This window comes from Nitrososphaera sp. (assembly GCF_036397675.1).
Lineage (GTDB): Archaea > Thermoproteota > Nitrososphaeria > Nitrososphaerales > Nitrososphaeraceae > Nitrososphaera.
On the sequence record NZ_DASWIL010000009.1, the window covers coordinates 1 to 15853 of the forward strand.

The 15853-nt window shown below is 52.5% G+C and carries 23 protein-coding genes and 1 tRNA gene; 2 read left to right on the forward strand and 22 right to left on the reverse strand.

Annotated elements, in window-relative coordinates; genetic code table 11:
* Positions 1-100: 100 nt before the first annotated feature.
* Positions 101-1501 carry a phage/plasmid primase, P4 family gene (locus tag VGA14_RS01255; protein WP_331001924.1) on the reverse strand — a complete coding sequence of 467 codons (1401 nt, stop codon included), beginning with the start codon at positions 1499-1501 and terminating at the stop codon, positions 101-103.
* A complete protein-coding gene (locus tag VGA14_RS01260) occupies positions 1498-1674 on the reverse strand; it encodes a hypothetical protein (RefSeq protein WP_331001925.1) in 177 nt (58 codons plus the stop codon). Before VGA14_RS01260 ends, VGA14_RS01255 begins: the two co-directional genes overlap by 4 nt.
* Before the next feature lie 491 nt (positions 1675-2165).
* Here VGA14_RS01260 and VGA14_RS01265 point away from each other — a divergent pair, with 491 nt between their 5' ends.
* A complete protein-coding gene (locus VGA14_RS01265) occupies positions 2166-2966 on the forward strand; it encodes a hypothetical protein (RefSeq protein ID WP_331001926.1) in 801 nt (266 codons plus the stop codon).
* On the opposite strand, the gene VGA14_RS01270 is transcribed toward VGA14_RS01265, so the two are convergent.
* Both VGA14_RS01270 and VGA14_RS01275 read right to left on the reverse strand, forming a co-directional pair.
* Complete coding sequence (locus VGA14_RS01270; RefSeq protein ID WP_331001927.1) at positions 2963-4276, reverse strand: hypothetical protein; 1314 nt, start codon at positions 4274-4276, stop codon at positions 2963-2965. The two genes, VGA14_RS01265 and VGA14_RS01270, sit on opposite strands and share 4 nt — an antisense overlap.
* 76 nt (positions 4277-4352) lie before the next feature.
* A tRNA-Asn gene (locus VGA14_RS01275) sits at positions 4353-4462 on the reverse strand.
* Positions 4463-4762: 300 nt separating this feature from the next.
* Here VGA14_RS01275 and VGA14_RS01280 point away from each other — a divergent pair.
* Positions 4763-6082 carry a CHRD domain-containing protein gene (locus VGA14_RS01280; protein WP_331001928.1) on the forward strand — a complete coding sequence of 440 codons (1320 nt, stop codon included), beginning with the start codon at positions 4763-4765 and terminating at the stop codon, positions 6080-6082.
* Between the two features lie 338 nt (positions 6083-6420).
* Here the strand turns inward: VGA14_RS01280 and VGA14_RS01285 are convergent, their stop codons facing one another.
* From VGA14_RS01285 to VGA14_RS01370, 18 genes are read right to left on the reverse strand one after another with little or no spacing between them, the layout of a single operon-like run.
* A complete protein-coding gene (locus tag VGA14_RS01285; RefSeq protein ID WP_331001929.1) occupies positions 6421-6975 on the reverse strand; it encodes a 50S ribosomal protein L6 in 555 nt (184 codons plus the stop codon).
* The gene (locus VGA14_RS01290; RefSeq protein ID WP_331001930.1) at positions 6959-7351 is read right to left on the reverse strand and encodes a 30S ribosomal protein S8; all 393 of its coding nucleotides are present in this window, start codon (positions 7349-7351) and stop codon (positions 6959-6961) included. Before VGA14_RS01290 ends, VGA14_RS01285 begins: the two co-directional genes overlap by 17 nt.
* Positions 7352-7360: 9 nt before the next feature.
* Positions 7361-7540 carry a 30S ribosomal protein S14 gene (locus tag VGA14_RS01295; RefSeq protein WP_331001931.1) on the reverse strand — a complete coding sequence of 60 codons (180 nt, stop codon included), beginning with the start codon at positions 7538-7540 and terminating at the stop codon, positions 7361-7363.
* Complete coding sequence (locus VGA14_RS01300) at positions 7540-8064, reverse strand: 50S ribosomal protein L5 (protein ID WP_331001932.1); 525 nt, start codon at positions 8062-8064, stop codon at positions 7540-7542. Before VGA14_RS01300 ends, VGA14_RS01295 begins: the two co-directional genes overlap by 1 nt.
* A 3-nt stretch (positions 8065-8067) precedes the next feature.
* Entirely contained in the window at positions 8068-8781 is a 714-nt protein-coding gene (locus VGA14_RS01305; RefSeq protein WP_331001933.1) for a 30S ribosomal protein S4e, read from the reverse strand.
* Positions 8781-9320 carry a 50S ribosomal protein L24 gene (gene rplX / locus VGA14_RS01310; protein WP_331001934.1) on the reverse strand — a complete coding sequence of 180 codons (540 nt, stop codon included), beginning with the start codon at positions 9318-9320 and terminating at the stop codon, positions 8781-8783. The genes VGA14_RS01305 and rplX overlap by 1 nt, the downstream gene beginning before the upstream one ends.
* Positions 9320-9760 (reverse strand): 50S ribosomal protein L14, encoded by a 441-nt coding sequence (locus tag VGA14_RS01315; protein ID WP_331001935.1) that lies wholly within the window; start codon positions 9758-9760, stop codon positions 9320-9322. The genes rplX and VGA14_RS01315 overlap by 1 nt, the downstream gene beginning before the upstream one ends.
* Positions 9744-10085, reverse strand: coding sequence for a 30S ribosomal protein S17 (locus VGA14_RS01320; protein ID WP_331001936.1), 342 nt, complete (start codon positions 10083-10085; stop codon positions 9744-9746). Before VGA14_RS01320 ends, VGA14_RS01315 begins: the two co-directional genes overlap by 17 nt.
* Before the next feature lie 8 nt (positions 10086-10093).
* The gene (locus tag VGA14_RS01325) at positions 10094-10360 is read right to left on the reverse strand and encodes a ribonuclease P protein component 1 (protein WP_331001937.1); all 267 of its coding nucleotides are present in this window, start codon (positions 10358-10360) and stop codon (positions 10094-10096) included.
* Complete coding sequence (rpmC, locus tag VGA14_RS01330; protein WP_331001938.1) at positions 10357-10569, reverse strand: 50S ribosomal protein L29; 213 nt, start codon at positions 10567-10569, stop codon at positions 10357-10359. The genes VGA14_RS01325 and rpmC overlap by 4 nt, the downstream gene beginning before the upstream one ends.
* On the reverse strand, positions 10556-11260 hold the full coding sequence (locus VGA14_RS01335; RefSeq protein WP_331001939.1) for a 30S ribosomal protein S3: 705 nt from the start codon (positions 11258-11260) through the stop codon (positions 10556-10558). Before VGA14_RS01335 ends, rpmC begins: the two co-directional genes overlap by 14 nt.
* Entirely contained in the window at positions 11257-11730 is a 474-nt protein-coding gene (locus tag VGA14_RS01340; RefSeq protein ID WP_331001940.1) for a 50S ribosomal protein L22, read from the reverse strand. The genes VGA14_RS01335 and VGA14_RS01340 overlap by 4 nt, the downstream gene beginning before the upstream one ends.
* 5 nt (positions 11731-11735) lie before the next feature.
* Positions 11736-12143, reverse strand: a complete 408-nt coding sequence (locus tag VGA14_RS01345) for a 30S ribosomal protein S19 (protein WP_331001941.1) — start codon at positions 12141-12143, stop codon at positions 11736-11738.
* A 53-nt stretch (positions 12144-12196) separates the two neighbouring features.
* Positions 12197-12475, reverse strand: coding sequence for a 50S ribosomal protein L23 (locus tag VGA14_RS01350; RefSeq protein ID WP_331001942.1), 279 nt, complete (start codon positions 12473-12475; stop codon positions 12197-12199).
* A complete protein-coding gene (gene rplD, locus VGA14_RS01355; RefSeq protein WP_331001943.1) occupies positions 12472-13275 on the reverse strand; it encodes a 50S ribosomal protein L4 in 804 nt (267 codons plus the stop codon). The genes VGA14_RS01350 and rplD overlap by 4 nt, the downstream gene beginning before the upstream one ends.
* Positions 13272-14264 (reverse strand): 50S ribosomal protein L3, encoded by a 993-nt coding sequence (locus tag VGA14_RS01360; RefSeq protein ID WP_331001944.1) that lies wholly within the window; start codon positions 14262-14264, stop codon positions 13272-13274. The genes rplD and VGA14_RS01360 overlap by 4 nt, the downstream gene beginning before the upstream one ends.
* Before the next feature lie 52 nt (positions 14265-14316).
* Positions 14317-15156 (reverse strand): putative RNA uridine N3 methyltransferase, encoded by an 840-nt coding sequence (locus VGA14_RS01365; protein WP_331001945.1) that lies wholly within the window; start codon positions 15154-15156, stop codon positions 14317-14319.
* A 2-nt stretch (positions 15157-15158) separates the two neighbouring features.
* Positions 15159-15818 (reverse strand): peroxiredoxin family protein, encoded by a 660-nt coding sequence (locus tag VGA14_RS01370; protein ID WP_331001946.1) that lies wholly within the window; start codon positions 15816-15818, stop codon positions 15159-15161.
* Positions 15819-15853: the final 35 nt, after the last annotated feature.

A 15853-nucleotide genomic window follows, 5' to 3' on the forward strand; every position in this document is an offset into this window, starting at 1 on the left:
TTGCCGCCAGAAATCGCTTTTTTGAACGTAATACATTCTTAATCCTAATGTGAAAAATCAAAAAAGGGTGCAAAGCCTGCATAAGAAGGGGTGAGGGTGGCTAGCCCTGCTCGGTTATGGTCGTCTGGCCTAGATAGAGCCTGGCAAAGTCCGTTAATTTCACGCCTTGCCATATCCAGCGCGGTTTTTCGCCAGGATTAAGCACCTTTCGAGCGTCACGCTTGCCTAGTTCGTTCTTCATGGCCCGCCCGAACGCGTCCGGCGATTTCTTGATAACCTTGTTTGCTGTGCACCAAAATTCAAACACCTTAAACACGGTGTCTTTCAGTTCGTGGTCAGTACCTGCAGTCCGTTCCTCGCTTGTAGGCTCTCGCAAGCAGTCGCCATCAAAAGCATCCACTGGATTCTTTGCCAGCTTGGCGGCGCGGCGCCGCTCCTCTATCGACTTTTGCGCCATGATAAGGCGCTTTGTCTCTGCAATCCTCGCAATGCGGGGGGCCAGCATGTTGAATATACCTGCTAGGCTTTCCGGCGTCGTCAGCTTTGCCGCCAAGTCTGGATCTTCCGCTTCGCCCTCGAATCGGTTAGGAAAATCAAAGATGTTCAAGCGCCTGGTCATGCCGTCACTGTCGTCGTCAAAGTCAGGGAATACATTAGTCGCGCTCCATATCTTCGCCCACAAGCGAGCGTTGTAACCCTGTATGCCCTTGCGCTCTACCTTCTGCTCGGTGTTTGCGGTGATTTCCTTAAGCGTGGCCGTGTCAGAGTATGTTATCTTTGCAGTTTCGGTTGCGACGTTGATATTTTTCCCCTCCAGGTTGGCTTTTGCAAAGCGGCTATCCATGATACTCTTTAGGGATTCGTGGCTTGTCAGGTCGGGGCCATGCAGCGCCTCGGCCACTGTCAGGATTACCGTTTTGCCGTTCGCTCCCAAACCTACCAGCAGGTTAATCACGTCTGCGACGTGCTCACGGTAGAAGGTATAGGCTAGCGCGTCTAACATAGGCTCCTTTTCCTCGGGGTAAAGGACTTCATCCAGGAATTGGTCAAACCGCGCAGCTTGGGCGTCTGCGTCATAGTCAAACGGGTGCTGCTTCAGTGAGAGAAAATCGGCCGGGTGAGGTTCAAACTGCATCGAGCTCATGCGGTATATCCCGTTAGGGAAATTTATCACGTCCAAGTCTGCATCGAACGCCTCACGGTCGACGCGGGTCAAGTCCTGCACGTGCGACGTGACGGCCGCCTTAACGCTAGGGCTTGCGTTCTTGCCTAGCATTGATTCCGTTTCCTCTCGTACCAGTGAGAGCGCCGGCCAAAACTTGCCACCTCGTTTGACGTATATCTCGTTTGTGTCTCTCATGGTCGCAAGCGTGTGCTTTTCCATTATGGCCGTCGCAGTATCGAGAATCATCTGATTCTTGCGGGCCCTGGCCTGGCGCTTTGCGGCGTCTGCCTCCGCGTTTAACTTGTTGGCCATAGCGTCTAGAACGTCGCCCGTCATGCTTGCGCCGCCTCCGCCTTACTCCGTCTGTCTCTCATGGCGTACCAGTATGAATCGACGGCATTTTCCACGAGCAATTTAACGTGTTCTTCGCTGACATAATCCAAGTTGTACTCCAGAGTAGCCGCGTAAAGCATCTGCTCAAGCGCGTACCCGTCTTTGCGCTTTGGCAACGGGAATCTGTAATCTCCGCCGCTACCCTGAACGACACATTCCTTTTTTTGCAAGTCGATGAAGTAGTTTATGATATACTCGCCAATGGTCGCCGTTTCCTTTTCAGTCTCGATAAAGACGACTTGTCGCCATTGTTTGCATTTTGGACACGGTGCGAACGGCGAAAAGGGCCACAGCTTGACCGGCGTTTCGCAGTATAGGCATACCGGCCTAAAATTAATGCTTAAATCTAGCCGGGCCGTAGCTCTTTTACCTCCGTTCTGCCTCGACTGGGCCTAGCTTTGGCGGGCGCGGCCCCCTCGTGGCTTTTTTCGTCATCATGGCAGGCGCATCGACATGGCAGGCGCTTGCCAGACGACCGTTCAACATACATGCCGGTGCATTCGTCGCAAGTCGTCAAGCATTTTATAACGTAATCGAGCGAAAGCGACGACACTACGCCGCTACCTCTTTAACCTTCAGTGACTTTCGCAACGCCGCTTCGATGTAGGTGGACCTCTTCGCAAGGCCCCTTGCATCATCTATAGCCCGCAAAACCTCGGCTGAAAGCGAGATTGTTACTAGCGGCTTCGACACGACAATGTATGTTATAGTCCTAACAGTATTTATGAAGCGGTTTCGTTTTGAAACTGGATTGAAAACATCAGAAATTGATGTCAGAAAAACAATCTTGTCCATGCTGACTAACGAACCCGACGGCATCAACTTTACGGGAATTTACGAAGGAACCAAGAATCTCAAAATTGGAAAGCCAAGAATTACCCGTATACTTAGGGACATGGTCAAAGAAGGTGAAATCTCGCGAGAGGAAATTCCGCGCGGAGGTACATTCCCAGAGGTGAGGTACATGCTCAGGCCTCTCGAGGAATTCGAAATGGGAGCCATCAAACCTTTTGCTGAAATCTGTTATATCTTGGAAAGGAACATGGAATACGTAAAGAAATCCTATGATGACATTCCACGCGGTAACCGGCTGTCTTTCCTTTCTGCAATTTTGCAGGTACTTCTCCCGGCTCGCTGGAGCGTCGCTCTTTGGTGGTCACACTGTCCGTCGGACTCGGGGGCAGCGGCTCAACTTATGAAATTACATCAGAGATATGTGCAGCTTGAAACCGATTTTCTAGAGTTCCTTGTAAAGCGAACGGTCTCAAAAGATCACATTGCCCTCTCGCTCATGAGGGTTAATTTGTTGGAGCTTGGCATACCAGCCGGCCGCGGCCTGAAATATCCTATCATCTTAAGCTCGCGTTCTTCCAAAAAGGGAGAAAGGGGTAAGGGGAAGAAACGTTAGTCTTTCCTTTTCTTCTTTCCCGCCTTGACAAGCGGCTTCGGTTCTTCTTGGACCATTTCTATCTCGCCCCTGGCGTAGGCTAGCATCTGTGCTCTCAGGGCGTCCATTTCCTTCTTGTGTTCTGCGGCCTGCTTGGCTATCATTTCCTCTATCGTAGTTTGGTTCTTGCTCTGGGCCTCCTGAGACTCCTTTAGCCTGACCTCCAAGTTCTTTGTCGATACTTCGAGCGCCGAGCTGTCGAGTATGGTCAGAAAAGGCTCGACCGTTGCAAAGTCCTCTGCAATCTGCTCCGGTGTGCGCTTGTCGTACTCGTGGATGCGCCGGCCTATATGGTACTTGGCATAGGACTCGCCGCTTATGCGCGTGCAGGTCGTAAAGCAAAATCTGCGAAGCGTGTGGAGCGTGACCTTGCGCCTCTTGCCGTTTTCCTCATAGCCGATACCTAGCCGGTCTATTGCGTTTGCAAACGTTACGGCGGTGTTTCGGTAGGCATTTCTTAACTTTGTCTCTTTGCCTTTGATAAGGGCCGAATTTCCGTCAGCTAGAAGTGGCGTAAAAACTCGGTCGTCGGGCTTGGGTTCGGGCTTGACTTTGACATGAATCCACTTGCCGTTCTCTTTGCGAGATATCGTGCGCTCGCGATATTTCCATGCCAAAAGCCGCTCTATCTGCCGGGTCATCTCCGTCGTGAGCTGGCGGCGCTTCCCTTTCTTTGTCTTGGCGGTCTTGCCGCTCATGTTGACAAAAGCCGGCAGGCTGTCAAACCGTAGGGTATGCAGGTTAAGCCCCTCCAGGTTCAGGTTACGAACAGACAGCGATTCGGTAGCGCGCCAGCCCATAGACGCGCACCACATACCGAGAGACTGCAGCCTTGGATCGTCAAGCCCTATAATGACGTCGCGCACTATTTTCTTGTCGACAGGCGTCAGGTAGGGTTCTTCAGGCTTTGGGAACTTGACAAGCTGCTTGTAGAGCGTGCGGGATATCGGGATGAATTTGCTTTCAAAAAGCGTGCGCGCCCAGGACAGTTTTTTGCTCAGGTTGCGGGCGTTGTTCTGCTCCGTGTCGTATCTCTCAATTTTCAGCCAGGCAGCGTACTTTTGCAGGACCCTATAGACTTGCTCCTCTTTGGGGTCGTCAGTTGCGGTTCCTTCCTTAATTCGCTTGATGAGCTCGGTAGGCGTCAGTTGCAGCTCTGAAGTCGAAAAGCCCTCCAGGTCCTGCAGGAAATACTTTACCGTCTTGGCGGTTCCTTCATTCTGGACTGCGAGGTTATCGCAAAAGTCCATGATGGTCTTGTCGCCAACCATGCCTGCCTTAAGGGAAAGGTCGTATTAAAGCGTATAGTATTGATATTTAGCCATACGCTATCGTATGGAAAATACATGGCGCCGCTGACCAGACTCGAACTGGTGACCCACTGGTTAACAGCCAGTTAAGCTCCGAAGCACAATATTGCGCTTTGAATTTGCTCTACCATGCTGAGCTACAGCGGCGCAATGATACGCAATTTTCAAGCACAAAATAAATGTATTGGCTAAAATAGAATTGACAAAACAACGTCAGCTTTTCGGATTACAGGTGGTGAGAGCGTGACCGGGCCCAAAGGAGCTCAAACTTACGCAGGGTGTGGACCCTACCCGCTTTTTTTTGATGTGAATGAAAACCGGGCCCAGAGGGACTACATCGTTAGAAATATGGGGTGCGACCTACTCTTAGCCGGCTACTGCTTCTTGACTGTGGAGCACTGACTTTCAATTGAATGTTATGATACGGCCGGGTCATATTGAAATTAAATGATAGAATCTTCTTATAGAAGGATAGCTGATAACTATTTAATCCAAACAAAAGAGCTATTGAATATGCAAGTTAGGCTGCTGGCAATAGTGTTAGGGCTGGTCTTCCTGGCTGGAGTCGTTTCAAGCAGTGCAAGACCTGCATACGCAGAGACTTTCACATGCATGACAACCCTGGATGGCTCTCGAGAAGTGCCTACTGTTGACACTGGGGGTATAGGATCGGCATCTTTGTCGTTTGATTCAGAAACTAACGAGCTGTCCTGGGAAATAGAATTTTCCGGACTTTCGGGGCCTGCGACTGCAGCGCATTTCCATGGGCCTGCAGCTTTAGGAGCTAATGCTGGAGTGCAGGTGAATATTGGCGACGCCTCTGGCCTGTCTTCGCCAATGGCTGGGTCAGCGGTATTGACTCTCGAGCAGGAATCTTTCCTTCTTGGCGAAGAAATGTACATCAACATCCACACGGAGGCGAACCCCAATGGCGAGATTCGAGGACAGGTATCATGCGAATCCGAATTGCCACCTTCTACCGATGGAGAATGGCAGACTGCAATGTTGGCATTCGGTGACGACGAGCATGAAATCCAGTACATGATCACTGGCGGCACTCTGGATGAACTGACCGGCGACGTGGAAACTCAAATGATCACTGCAGCCATCACCGCTGAACAGGATGGCGAGCTGACAATCCAGCTTCCCCGAGAAATTATGGATTCCGTAGCAAATGGCCAAGATCTGGACTATATTGTCTTTGTTGACGAGATTTCAGAGGTCGCGGACGACAACTTTGGAGAAGACGTGCGAACGCTGACTATCCCATTCCTTGCGGAAAGCAAACTGATTGACATCGTCAGCGCTTCAATAATTCCAGTTGCAGGTGAAGAATGGCAGACTGCGACGCTGACAATTGGCGATGAGGAGCATGACATCCAGTACACAATTAGTGGCGGCACTTTGGACGAGCTGACCGTTGACCAAGAAAATTCCACAATAACTGCAATGATCACTGCAGAATCAGATGGCAAGCTGACAATTCGGCTCCCTAGAGATGTTGCAGATTCAAAGGACGGCCAAAACGACTCGCCCTTCATAGTCACGGTTGACGGCGAAGACTCAGACGTAACGGACGACAATGGTGCCACGGCGAGAACCCTTTCAATCAACTTTAGTGAGGATGCAAGGCAGATTAACTTAATCGGTACATTCGTGGTACCAGAGTTCGGCGCACTCACGGCGGTCGTACTTGCAGCTGCAATCGTCGGGATCATCGTAGCCACAGGAGTATACAGCAAATTCAGCTTCCTGCCAAAGACGTAAAAGAAGGCTAAACGATCCTCTTTTTTCTTTTATAGTTAAGGAGACTGGTAACGACCATTAGGTTCCATTAAAGATGATTTGTTACTCTACAAATAGCATAAACATTATTCATGCACATTATTCAACAAAAATCTACGGGCCCGGAAGTTCTCAAAGCCACAGTGGAAGCGAGCATCACAAACGGCAGAAGCCATCGGGGCGGCTAAACGGCCCCCTCGTGATTTTTTCTTAAACTAGCTATGGCTGAGCGTTCTGCCAAGCAGTTTAGACAGAATAAATGTTTGGAACAGGCGTCATGCGACTTTGGACTCAAATAATCGAGAAAATTGAGGTGGGCCTTACATGCCCTCTTCGCGTGTGTAGATGTACAGCCCGTCCAAGAAGACGCGCTGGTCCTTGTCCTTTATTCGGGTGGACTGCTCAATATTGGCAGCAGTCTGCGAGACGTCGTCCAGACTCGGGCCCTTTATCAGAACGTCTTCGCCCTGGACTTCGACCTTGGTGGCGTCGCCCTGTATCCGGGCCACGCGGGCAGACCTCTCGCCGAAAAAGTTCTCCACGTGGATTTCTTTGCCCTTTACCTTGACAGATATCGGAAAGTGGGCAAAGATTATCTTGACTTTGTAAGTGAAACCTTTCTCGACGCCTTTTACCATGCTCTGAATGACGCTCCGCACCGTGTTGGTCACTGCAAGGTCTCGCTTTCTCTTGCCGTACGGCTTTATCGTGGCCTTGTCGCCTTCGATGGTGATTGTCACCGGGATCCTGAGAAAGTCTTTCTTAACCGTCCCGAGCTTGCCTTTGGCGACTATGGACGACCCTTCCTTTGTAAGCTTGACGCCTGACGGGATCTTTACCTCTGCCATTATTTCTTGCTCAGTAGACGTAGCCAACTAGAACTCCTCCCAGACCCTGCGACTGCGCCTCGTGGTGAGACAGTATGCCCTTGCTGGTGGACACGAGCAGTATGCCCATGTTGTATGCGGGCAGGAACTGTCGCTCCCAGTCAAAGTACGCGTCCTTTTTTACCGAGAAGCGGGGCGTGATTATGCCGCACTTGTTTATCTTCGCCAAAAGCTGGACGTGGAATTTGCCCGCCCTTCCGTCGTCGATCTGTTCAAATTCGCCAATGTATCGGTGCTTTTGCATCACGCGCAGCACCTCGCTTGAGAACTTGGACGCGGGCAGGATTATGCACTCCCTCTTTCTCCTAGTCTCGTTGTTGTATATCGTCGTGAACATGTTTGAAAGCACGTTTAGGGCCGGCATACCATCCACCTATTCGTACTTTACGAACCCTAGGCTGCTTGCCACTTCCCTGAAGCACTGCCTACAAAGCATCAGGTTGTAACTTCTGATGAGACCGTTATATGAACCGCACCTTTTACACCAGCGGACTCCCCTGCCATGCGCTAGTTTCTTTCTTCCTGTTGTTTCGTAATCTCTTGGCTTTGGCATCACGCTACCCCCACTCCGAACTGCCGCTTGAAAAATTCGATCGCTTCCTGCTTATTTATCCGGTGGCTCTTGCCTATCTTGGCGCGCTTGCGGCTCCTCCTCGCTATCCTGTAGCCAGGCCTAACTAGGACGACGTTTATGTCCATACCGAAAATGCCTATCTCCGGGTTGTATTTCGTGCCGGGGATGTCGATGTGCTCGTGCACACCAAGGGAAAAGTTGCCAAAGTCGTCAAACGAGGACTCTTTGAGCACGTTCCTCTTGGCTGCGACGGCCCTCTTCAGGAATTCGATGGCCTCTTCGTGCCTCAGCGTCACCATCGCGCCTATCGGCTCTCCCTTGTGGATGCCAAAGTCGCGCACTGTTTTTTTCGCGCCCCTTTCCGTGGGCTGATGGCCTGTAAGTTCTGTCAGTGCTTTCTTGGCCTTTTCCATTGGCTCGCCGGACTTGCCGACTCCGATGTTTATCACTACCTTGTCCACTGCAATCCTTTTCATGCTTTTTTCCATGGCTTGCTCGCTCATTTTCTAGTTCACCTTTATCACTGGCTTGTCAGAGCCGACCACCATGACCATCTCGACTGGCAGCTCGACCACCTTGTCCTCAAAGGTCACAAGCGCCCTCTTGGGAAGTGAGAACACTCCGTCGCGGATGTCCTCTATCTTGCCGACCCGGCCGGCATTGTCGCCGGTTATGATGAGCGCGATCGCGCCCTTTTCAAACTTGATGTGATCCTTTATCTTTGACTCTGGCAGCTGCATTAAGCACGTGTCGCCCACCTTTAGTTTTGCGTCACTTATCAGCGTCCTGCCGTCGTGGAAGCCGTACTGGATCTTCTTGCCCTTTGTCATGACCTTGCTTGTCACCTTGGCCAGTTTCACGTTCTTTTCAGCGTCCTCGACTGCAACCGGTGCCAACACTTCCGAGTCCTTTGGAACCATCCTGTAGGCCTGGCCCGTTGCAAGCTCGACCACGTCCATGAGGCCAACTGCAAGATTGGGGTCGCGCCTGACCACGCCGTCGACTTTAATCTTGCCCTCGTTGAGCACGACTTGCGACTCGCGTGCGGTCTTTGTTACCTTGATGGCGTCGCGCAGCACCATGCCCAGCGGATACGACTTGTTCTTTGGGTGTGGGCCCGGCTTGACCCGCATGACGAACTGGCTCTCCTTCCTCCTGATGTCCCAGAACGTCGGTGCCATCTGCCTCTTTACCCGTGTGTCGCCGCCTTTCTTGCCCATTACTTGGACGCCCCCTTCTTCTTTGCCGCTTTCTTTACTTTCTTTTTGGCAGCCTTCTTGGGCTTTGCTTTGGCTTTGGCTTTGGTCTCCTCCGGCTTTGCTTTGGCTTTGGCTTTGGTCTCCTCCGGCTTGGCTTTGGCTTTGGCTTTGGTCTCCTCCGGCTTTGCAGCGGGTTCTACCTGCGGCTCGGCAGCCGGCTGCTCCTTCTGGACGCTACCTGCGAACCTTAGCTTGTCGTCTGTTTTTGCGCTGGTTATCATCACGTTTGAAGCGTGGATTGGGACCTTGACTTGGCCACCCTTCACCTTCTCGTGCTGTATGCCCTCTATGATGAGCGTGCCGAACTTGACGTTGACGCGGTCGACCTTGCCCTCGACGCCCTTGTATTCGCCGCGCATGACGCGCACAGAGTCGCCTTTTATGACGCGGGCGCTCCTGCGGCCGTACTGCTGGCGGAGGCTGTCTGACAGCGTCGCGCCCACCATCTTGTCGAGCCGGTGCTTTTGAACGTGCAACAGTTTTGGATTAATCTGTGTCATTAGACTATCATCCCCGCAAGGTTTGCAATCCTTGGCCACTTTTCTGCCGCCTCGCTTGCGACAGGGCCCTTGATGTCCGTGCCCTTTATCTCGCCTTCCGGCGTTACCAGAACAGCTGCATTATCCTCAAAAGAGACGCGCGTGCCGTTCGGGCGCCTGATGGGGTATTTCTGCCTGACGATTACTGCGCCGAACACCTGTTTGCGCAGCTCAGCCGGGCCCTTCTTGACTGTCACCGTGACAAAATCGCCGACAGCTGCCGCCGGCTGGCGAGAGTGCCTGCCCTTGTACCTGGTGACCTGCGCGATGCGCAGCACCTTTGCGCCCGTGTTGTCAGCGCATACAAGCTCTGCAGTTACTGGCAACGCCCTTGTGATGTAGGGGCGGAATTCCTCTACGCCCTTGGCCGAAACTGCCCTGGACTTAGTTCCTGCTGACATCCTTTGTGTTCACCTCTATAACCACGAAAGATATTGTCTTTGAAAGTGGTCTGCATTCTGCTATCATTACCTCGTCACCTTCTTTTGTTTCGACGCATTCTGGTAGATACGCGTGGACCTTTGACCTGGACCTGACGTACCTCTTGTATTTCACAACGGGCCTCGGGTATTCCCTCAACACGACGACCATCTTCTTGGCCTTGGCGCTGGTGACCGTGCCTCGTAGCAACTTGCCCCTTACAGAGAGAGTGCCGTGAAACGGGCAGAGGTCGTCTGCGCATTCTTTGCGGGGAGCAACAACTGAAACGCCGATATTTCTTACCATACTATCACCTATAATCGCGACACGCGGTCCTCAGGTCTTGCTATCAAAGACGAACCACTTATAAAGCAAGCGCCGGTCGGAATTGCAATCTCGATCTTTTTCGCCGCTGCCTTTGCGATCTGCTTTGTCTTGCCACCGGTTCTGATAGTTATCGTGTTTTTCGTTTCAAACACTATTGTGCCCCTGATGCCTGCAAGCGTAGGATCAGTTGACTCGACGACCATTGTGCCAAGGCCAATTAGCTCGTGCGCCAGAATATTTCCTGCAGTCATCATGTTGACGCCTTGGCCTTCCTTTCGTTCAGAATAGTCATGACGCGCGCAATGTCGCGCCTTACATACCTTAGATCGCCAGAGTGCTTTTTCAACGTGCCCTTGGACTGCTCGGACCTCATCTTTGCAAGGTCTGCCTTCATCTCAGACAGCTTGTCGCCAAGGTCGGTATCGTTCATTTCACGAAATGTCTTGAGCTTAATTCGTGCCATTGACTGTCTCCTCCTTCGGCCCCGCCGGCACTTCTTTTGCCGCTGTTGCTTCTGCGACAGGCGCCTCGGCTGTCTGATCTGGGGCTGGAGCCGACGCCGTACCGTCCACAAACTGGAACTCCTGCGGGAGTTCTGCCTTTGTGGCTATGCGCAGCTGTATGCCCATCAGGCCCATTTTCGTAAGCACGTGCGTGATGCCTGTCTTGACTACGTGGCCTGCCACGTCGCCGCTCTTTGGGACGACCCCAACGGTGTGCTTTTCAAAGTGTGCGCGCTCTGTGCGGAGCTTGCCTGAAATCACTACTTCGACGCCAAGTGCGCCCGCGCTCATTATGGTGTTGAGCGTCCACATCGAGGCGCGCCTGAATGCTGTTCCGCGCTCGATGAGCTGCGCAATCCTGTTGCACATGATGTCCGGGTTTAGTTCCGGTGTCGTGACTTCAAGTACGGAAATCTGTGGGTTCTGCAGGCCGAACTTTTGCTCGAGCTTGGCCATTAGGTCCTTAATGCCGGTCCCCTTGCGGCCTATGACCAGGCCGGGTCTAGTCACGTACACGGTTATCCTTGCGCCGACCGGCGTCTTTTGGATCTCTACGCCACCAAAACCTGCGTCCTTCAACTCGCGTCTCAAAAACTCGTTTATCTCCATGTTGCGGTAGCTGTTTTTCATCACGTTCTTGACAGCGCTCATTTGACTGTGCCCTCCTGTGCGACCAGTTCCACGTGGACAAGGGTGTCAAACTTGGGGCTTGACCTTCCCATCGCCCTTGGCTGGAACCTCTTTAGTTTTGTTCCCTTGTGAACTACTGCGCTGACAATGCGAAGGCGATCGAGGTCCATACCCTTGTATTCTGCGTTTGATTCCAAGTTGTCGAGAAGTTTCAGGAATTCCTTTGCCGCCTTTTGCGGGAACCTGCCGGAAGAAAAGCCGTCGCGGATGTTGCTCCTGTGGGCAACTTCGTTGTGGTAGCGTCTATACGGTACTGCCTCTTTCTTGGCCACGACGTTTTCGAGAAATTCGCGGGCCTTCTCTATGGACTTGCCGGAGATTGCGAGCGCGATTTCGCGCGAATGCTTGTGCGAGATGCTCTTCTCGCGGACAGATGCGCGCACGTGGCGGGCCTTGTCAAAGTTTTGGAAAGCATATGAGTATTGTGGCATAACTATCACTTCAGCGGGACGTACAGGCTGGACCTAGACGCGCCTACACCGGGTGCGCCGTGCTGTACCCTTTTGTTTGTTATCGCGTATTCTCCTAGGTAGTGGCCAACCATTTCTGGCTTGATTGCTACCGGTGTAAACTCTTTGCCGTTGTGGACGTTTATCGTGAGGTTGATCATGTCTGGAAGTATAATCATGTCACGTATGTGCGTCCGGAGCTGCCCCTTGAGTTTTCCTTCGCGGGCCAGCTTTATCTTTTCGCGCAGCTTTCTCTTGTCGTCGTTCATGTAGGTACCGACGCGTTTGTTCAGAGACCTGCGCTGCCTTGCATTGAGGAGCGGAAGAACGTTTTCAATAGACAGGGACTGTAACTGCTCGGGCGTGTAACCCTTGAACTTGAATTCGCGTACCATTAGATCACTCTGTCCTCCACATGTTTTCCATTTTTAAACCTAGCGAGCGTCATTTATACCAGCCCCAGTTTCGTCGCAAGCTCGCGCGCGCCTTCCGGTGCCTTGAAGGTGACGAACGCCTTCTTACCCTGAATCGTCCTTGCCGTGTTGACCTCTGCCGTCTCTATTTCGTAGAGTATGCGGATTGCTGCTGCGATCTCGTGCTTGCTTGCATGTTCGGAAACCATGAACGAGAGCTTGTTCTCACGCTCTATCTGGTTGAATGTCTTTTCAGTGACATAGGGTGCAAGGATTATCTTCATGGCCTTTTCTGCAGACATTTCGTTGCTCATTTCACTATCTCCATTATCTTGTGCATCGGCGCTTTCACTTCCTTCAACTGCGCTACTGCGTTCTGCGAGAATATCGTCAGCCTCACGGGTTTTGAGCCCGGCGCAAGGTCAAGCACGCTTATTTCCCTGGCGGTCTTGATTGCAATCCCAGGCAGGGAGGTGATGCCCACCACCTTGGCCTCGTCGCCAACTACGATTAGAGCGCTTGTGCCGGTGCGGGCCGTTCTTCCGCGCCTGCGCGCAGTCCCGGAACGCACTTTCTTGACGCTTGCACGCGCAAGGTCGTCGCCAATCCCGAGCGTCACCAAGGCGTTTTTCAGGTCCTTTGCCTTTACTATCGACTCGATGTCGTTTGAGACTATTATCGGCAGTTTTACGTCTTTGGCGATCTTGTGGCCGCGGCCCTCAACCAGATCGCGTCTTGCCGTTGCCGCAATCACGGAACACAGCCCGAGTTGCTTTTCCTTCTGGTTTATCTTCTTGTAAATTTTCTTCCACGACTCTGGCGGATGCGCGACCCTGCCGTGCCTGACGCCTGCCACGCCTGCTGCCTGGCCTGCGCGCGGGAACCCTTCGCCCCTTGCCCTTGCAAGCCTGGCGATGCCAAGACCGGTGTTCCTAGACTCGGCGCTGACGTTCTCGCCTGCGCCGGGGTATCGTCCCTGCCTCTGGTAGCCGTGCGATGCAACGTTCACGTACACCTTGTGGATTACCTCGGGCCTATACGGCGTATCAAAGACGACCGGGAGTTCGACGCTTCCAGCGTCCTTGCCGTCTATGCCCCTTACTGTTGCCTTCATTCGACGATTACCTCCAGAACTTTGGGCTCTGCAACCTTTTTGGGGATGTTGCGTATCGGGTGACGCATCTTTACCAAACGTTTTGGAACGCCTGGGACCGAGCCCCTCACAACGACGTAGTCTCCCTTGACTATTCCAAAGTGCTTGAAGCCGCCCTTGGGGTTTATCGCGCCTTCCTTCTCGGCGTTCGACATTATCAGTATGCGCTTGTTGTATTCGGTGCGCTGGTGGAAGCCCCGCTGGCCCTGCCTTGCAACCGTGTACATGACCACAGCAGGTGATATTGGACCAAGTGTTCCTACCGCGCGCACGCTCTTTCTTGACTTGTGCTGCTTGCGCTTTACACCAAACCTTGTGATTGGTCCTTCAATTCCCTTGCCCCTCGTTATACCAAAAACGTCGACGTTCTGTCCCAGCTGCAAAATGTCGCTTGCCTTGATCTCCTTGCCCAGGACGCCCTTGACGTATTCAAACTGCGCCTTGGCGTCTTTGCCAGACACCGCCAGCTCGAACACGAAGGGTTTTTTCTGCGGGATGCCGACTGCGCTCGGCGTTATCGAGGCGATAGCCATGACAGAGCTTGCCCCTCCGACTTTTGCACCTGCCTTGGCAAGCGCGTCCTCTGCCTGCTTGATCTCGACCTTCCTTGACATCTCTTTTGGAAGATCTTTTGCATAGGCGTCAAAAATGGCGTGTTGGCCGTAGTTGTCTTTTCTATAACCGCGGACGCCGATTATCTTGACCGGCGGTGTTGCGATGACCGTGGCAGCGTTCATCAACTGCTTGCCAAAGTTTGGAGTCTTTTCCCTGTCGTCAATCGTCAGTACGTGTATACTGCCAACCTTGAAACCAGCAAAACCCAAAAGTGTGCTTTTTTCGCCTACCATCTGCGGCCAAGTCCTCACCCTTGCTTCGAGGCTCTTGGCTCTCGCTCTTGGCCTGAAGGCGATACTACCCCTTCTGGGCGCGCTGTACTTGCGATGACCCATAGATAGTGCATCAGTCCGCCCAGTCCTTTTATAAATTATGCAGTGTCAAAAGCTAGTTTTTTGACAAAAGAGAGCTGTTAAGTATCGCTAGGGTACCAAGCACCGCCTCTTCTAGCCGCACCGTCTCGGTGGCTTGGTTCGGAAACATGTTTATCATGAATTCCAGCCTTGTGCTACTTTTCTCCTTTGCGAGTATCTCGTGCACGCCGTGCCTGGGCGCGCCGAAAACCACGAGCACGTTTTCTGAGCCCTTTATGCGTTCGGCAAGCTTGGCCTCGGTGTTCTTGTAATAGGTCCCTTTGCGCGAGGCGACAATCACGGTAGTGTTGTCAACGCTGCTCACCAGTTTTACTACCGACGGCACTTCCTTGACCTCGTAGCCCCAGTACTCGAATATGTCCAAGTCTGTTGCCTCCATCGCCCGCAGGTTGGGGTGAGGCGACGTGAACTTGACGTTCACTTTCTTGCCGTCAAACCCCTCTCCGTCAAAGGGAATGAGCGATCCGAGGCCGGCCTCGACAAACAGCTGGCCCTTTACCTTTGCGATGACGCCGGTGCGCACATCTCCGGCTTTGACGGTCTTGATGTCCTGCGCAGGCTTATGGTGAGGCGCCTTTATCGGGTGCAGAATCCCTGCAAATTCAAGGTGGGCCATCCTTGGATACAATGCCTTGCGCAGGTACTGCGGCGTGTCAAGGTATCGCAGAACAGTGCGCAGAAGTACTGGGTCGTCTTTTTCAAACTGTGATAGTGGATCGTGGTAGATGTAAATACGCTTTACCCTGAAAATGGAGCAGGCCCGGGCAAACTGCGCAATTTTTATGCTCTTGTCTCTCTTGGTCTGTTCGTCTGAAAGTGAGGAGTCGGGTATTGCAACCCAGAGGTGTGGCATGCCTACTCGTTGAGGAGCTCTTGCACGAGGGTTTCAAGGTAGCCTGTTGCGCCAAAGAGGTTATGGCGCAGGTTGCCCTTCTTGTCGATCACAAGCGATGTAGGAGTCCCGCGCATAGCATACTCTTCAAAAGTCTTTGCAGAGTACTCTTTATGCTTCAGGTATTCCTTGACCCTTCCAATGAGCACTTGGCGATCTTTTTCGCTGTAGGTCTTAAAGTCAGGCACGTTTGCCTCGATAAAGTCCTTCATCTCACTTTCAGTCTTTTCCCCTGTCTCCTTCTTGAGCATATCCATCGCAACAGGGAATGGTATCTTATACGGCAGCTGGCCGCCGTTCTTTAGCTGGCCGTACTGTGAGAGCGCCCTGTGCGTCTCGCCGATGACCTCTCCCGTTGTCAGGAGCTTTTGCAGGTTCTCGACCGTGTTCTTGTCATAGTCTTCAAAGGCAGTCGCCATGCCAAGTATCGTCACGCCTTTGTCGCGATACTTGTTGTATACTTCAATGGCTTCCGGTACGCCGTGCATAAAGCAGCCGGGACAGTTTACCTGGAAAACTTCAACGACAACGACGTTGCCCTTCTCCTTGTCTATATTGGTGGGTCTGCCCTGGACCCAAGTCGAAACCTGGAGGTTCGGGGCCTTTGCTCCAATCTTGGCCATAACGTACCTGAGAAATCGCTGTCGTTAAATTAACC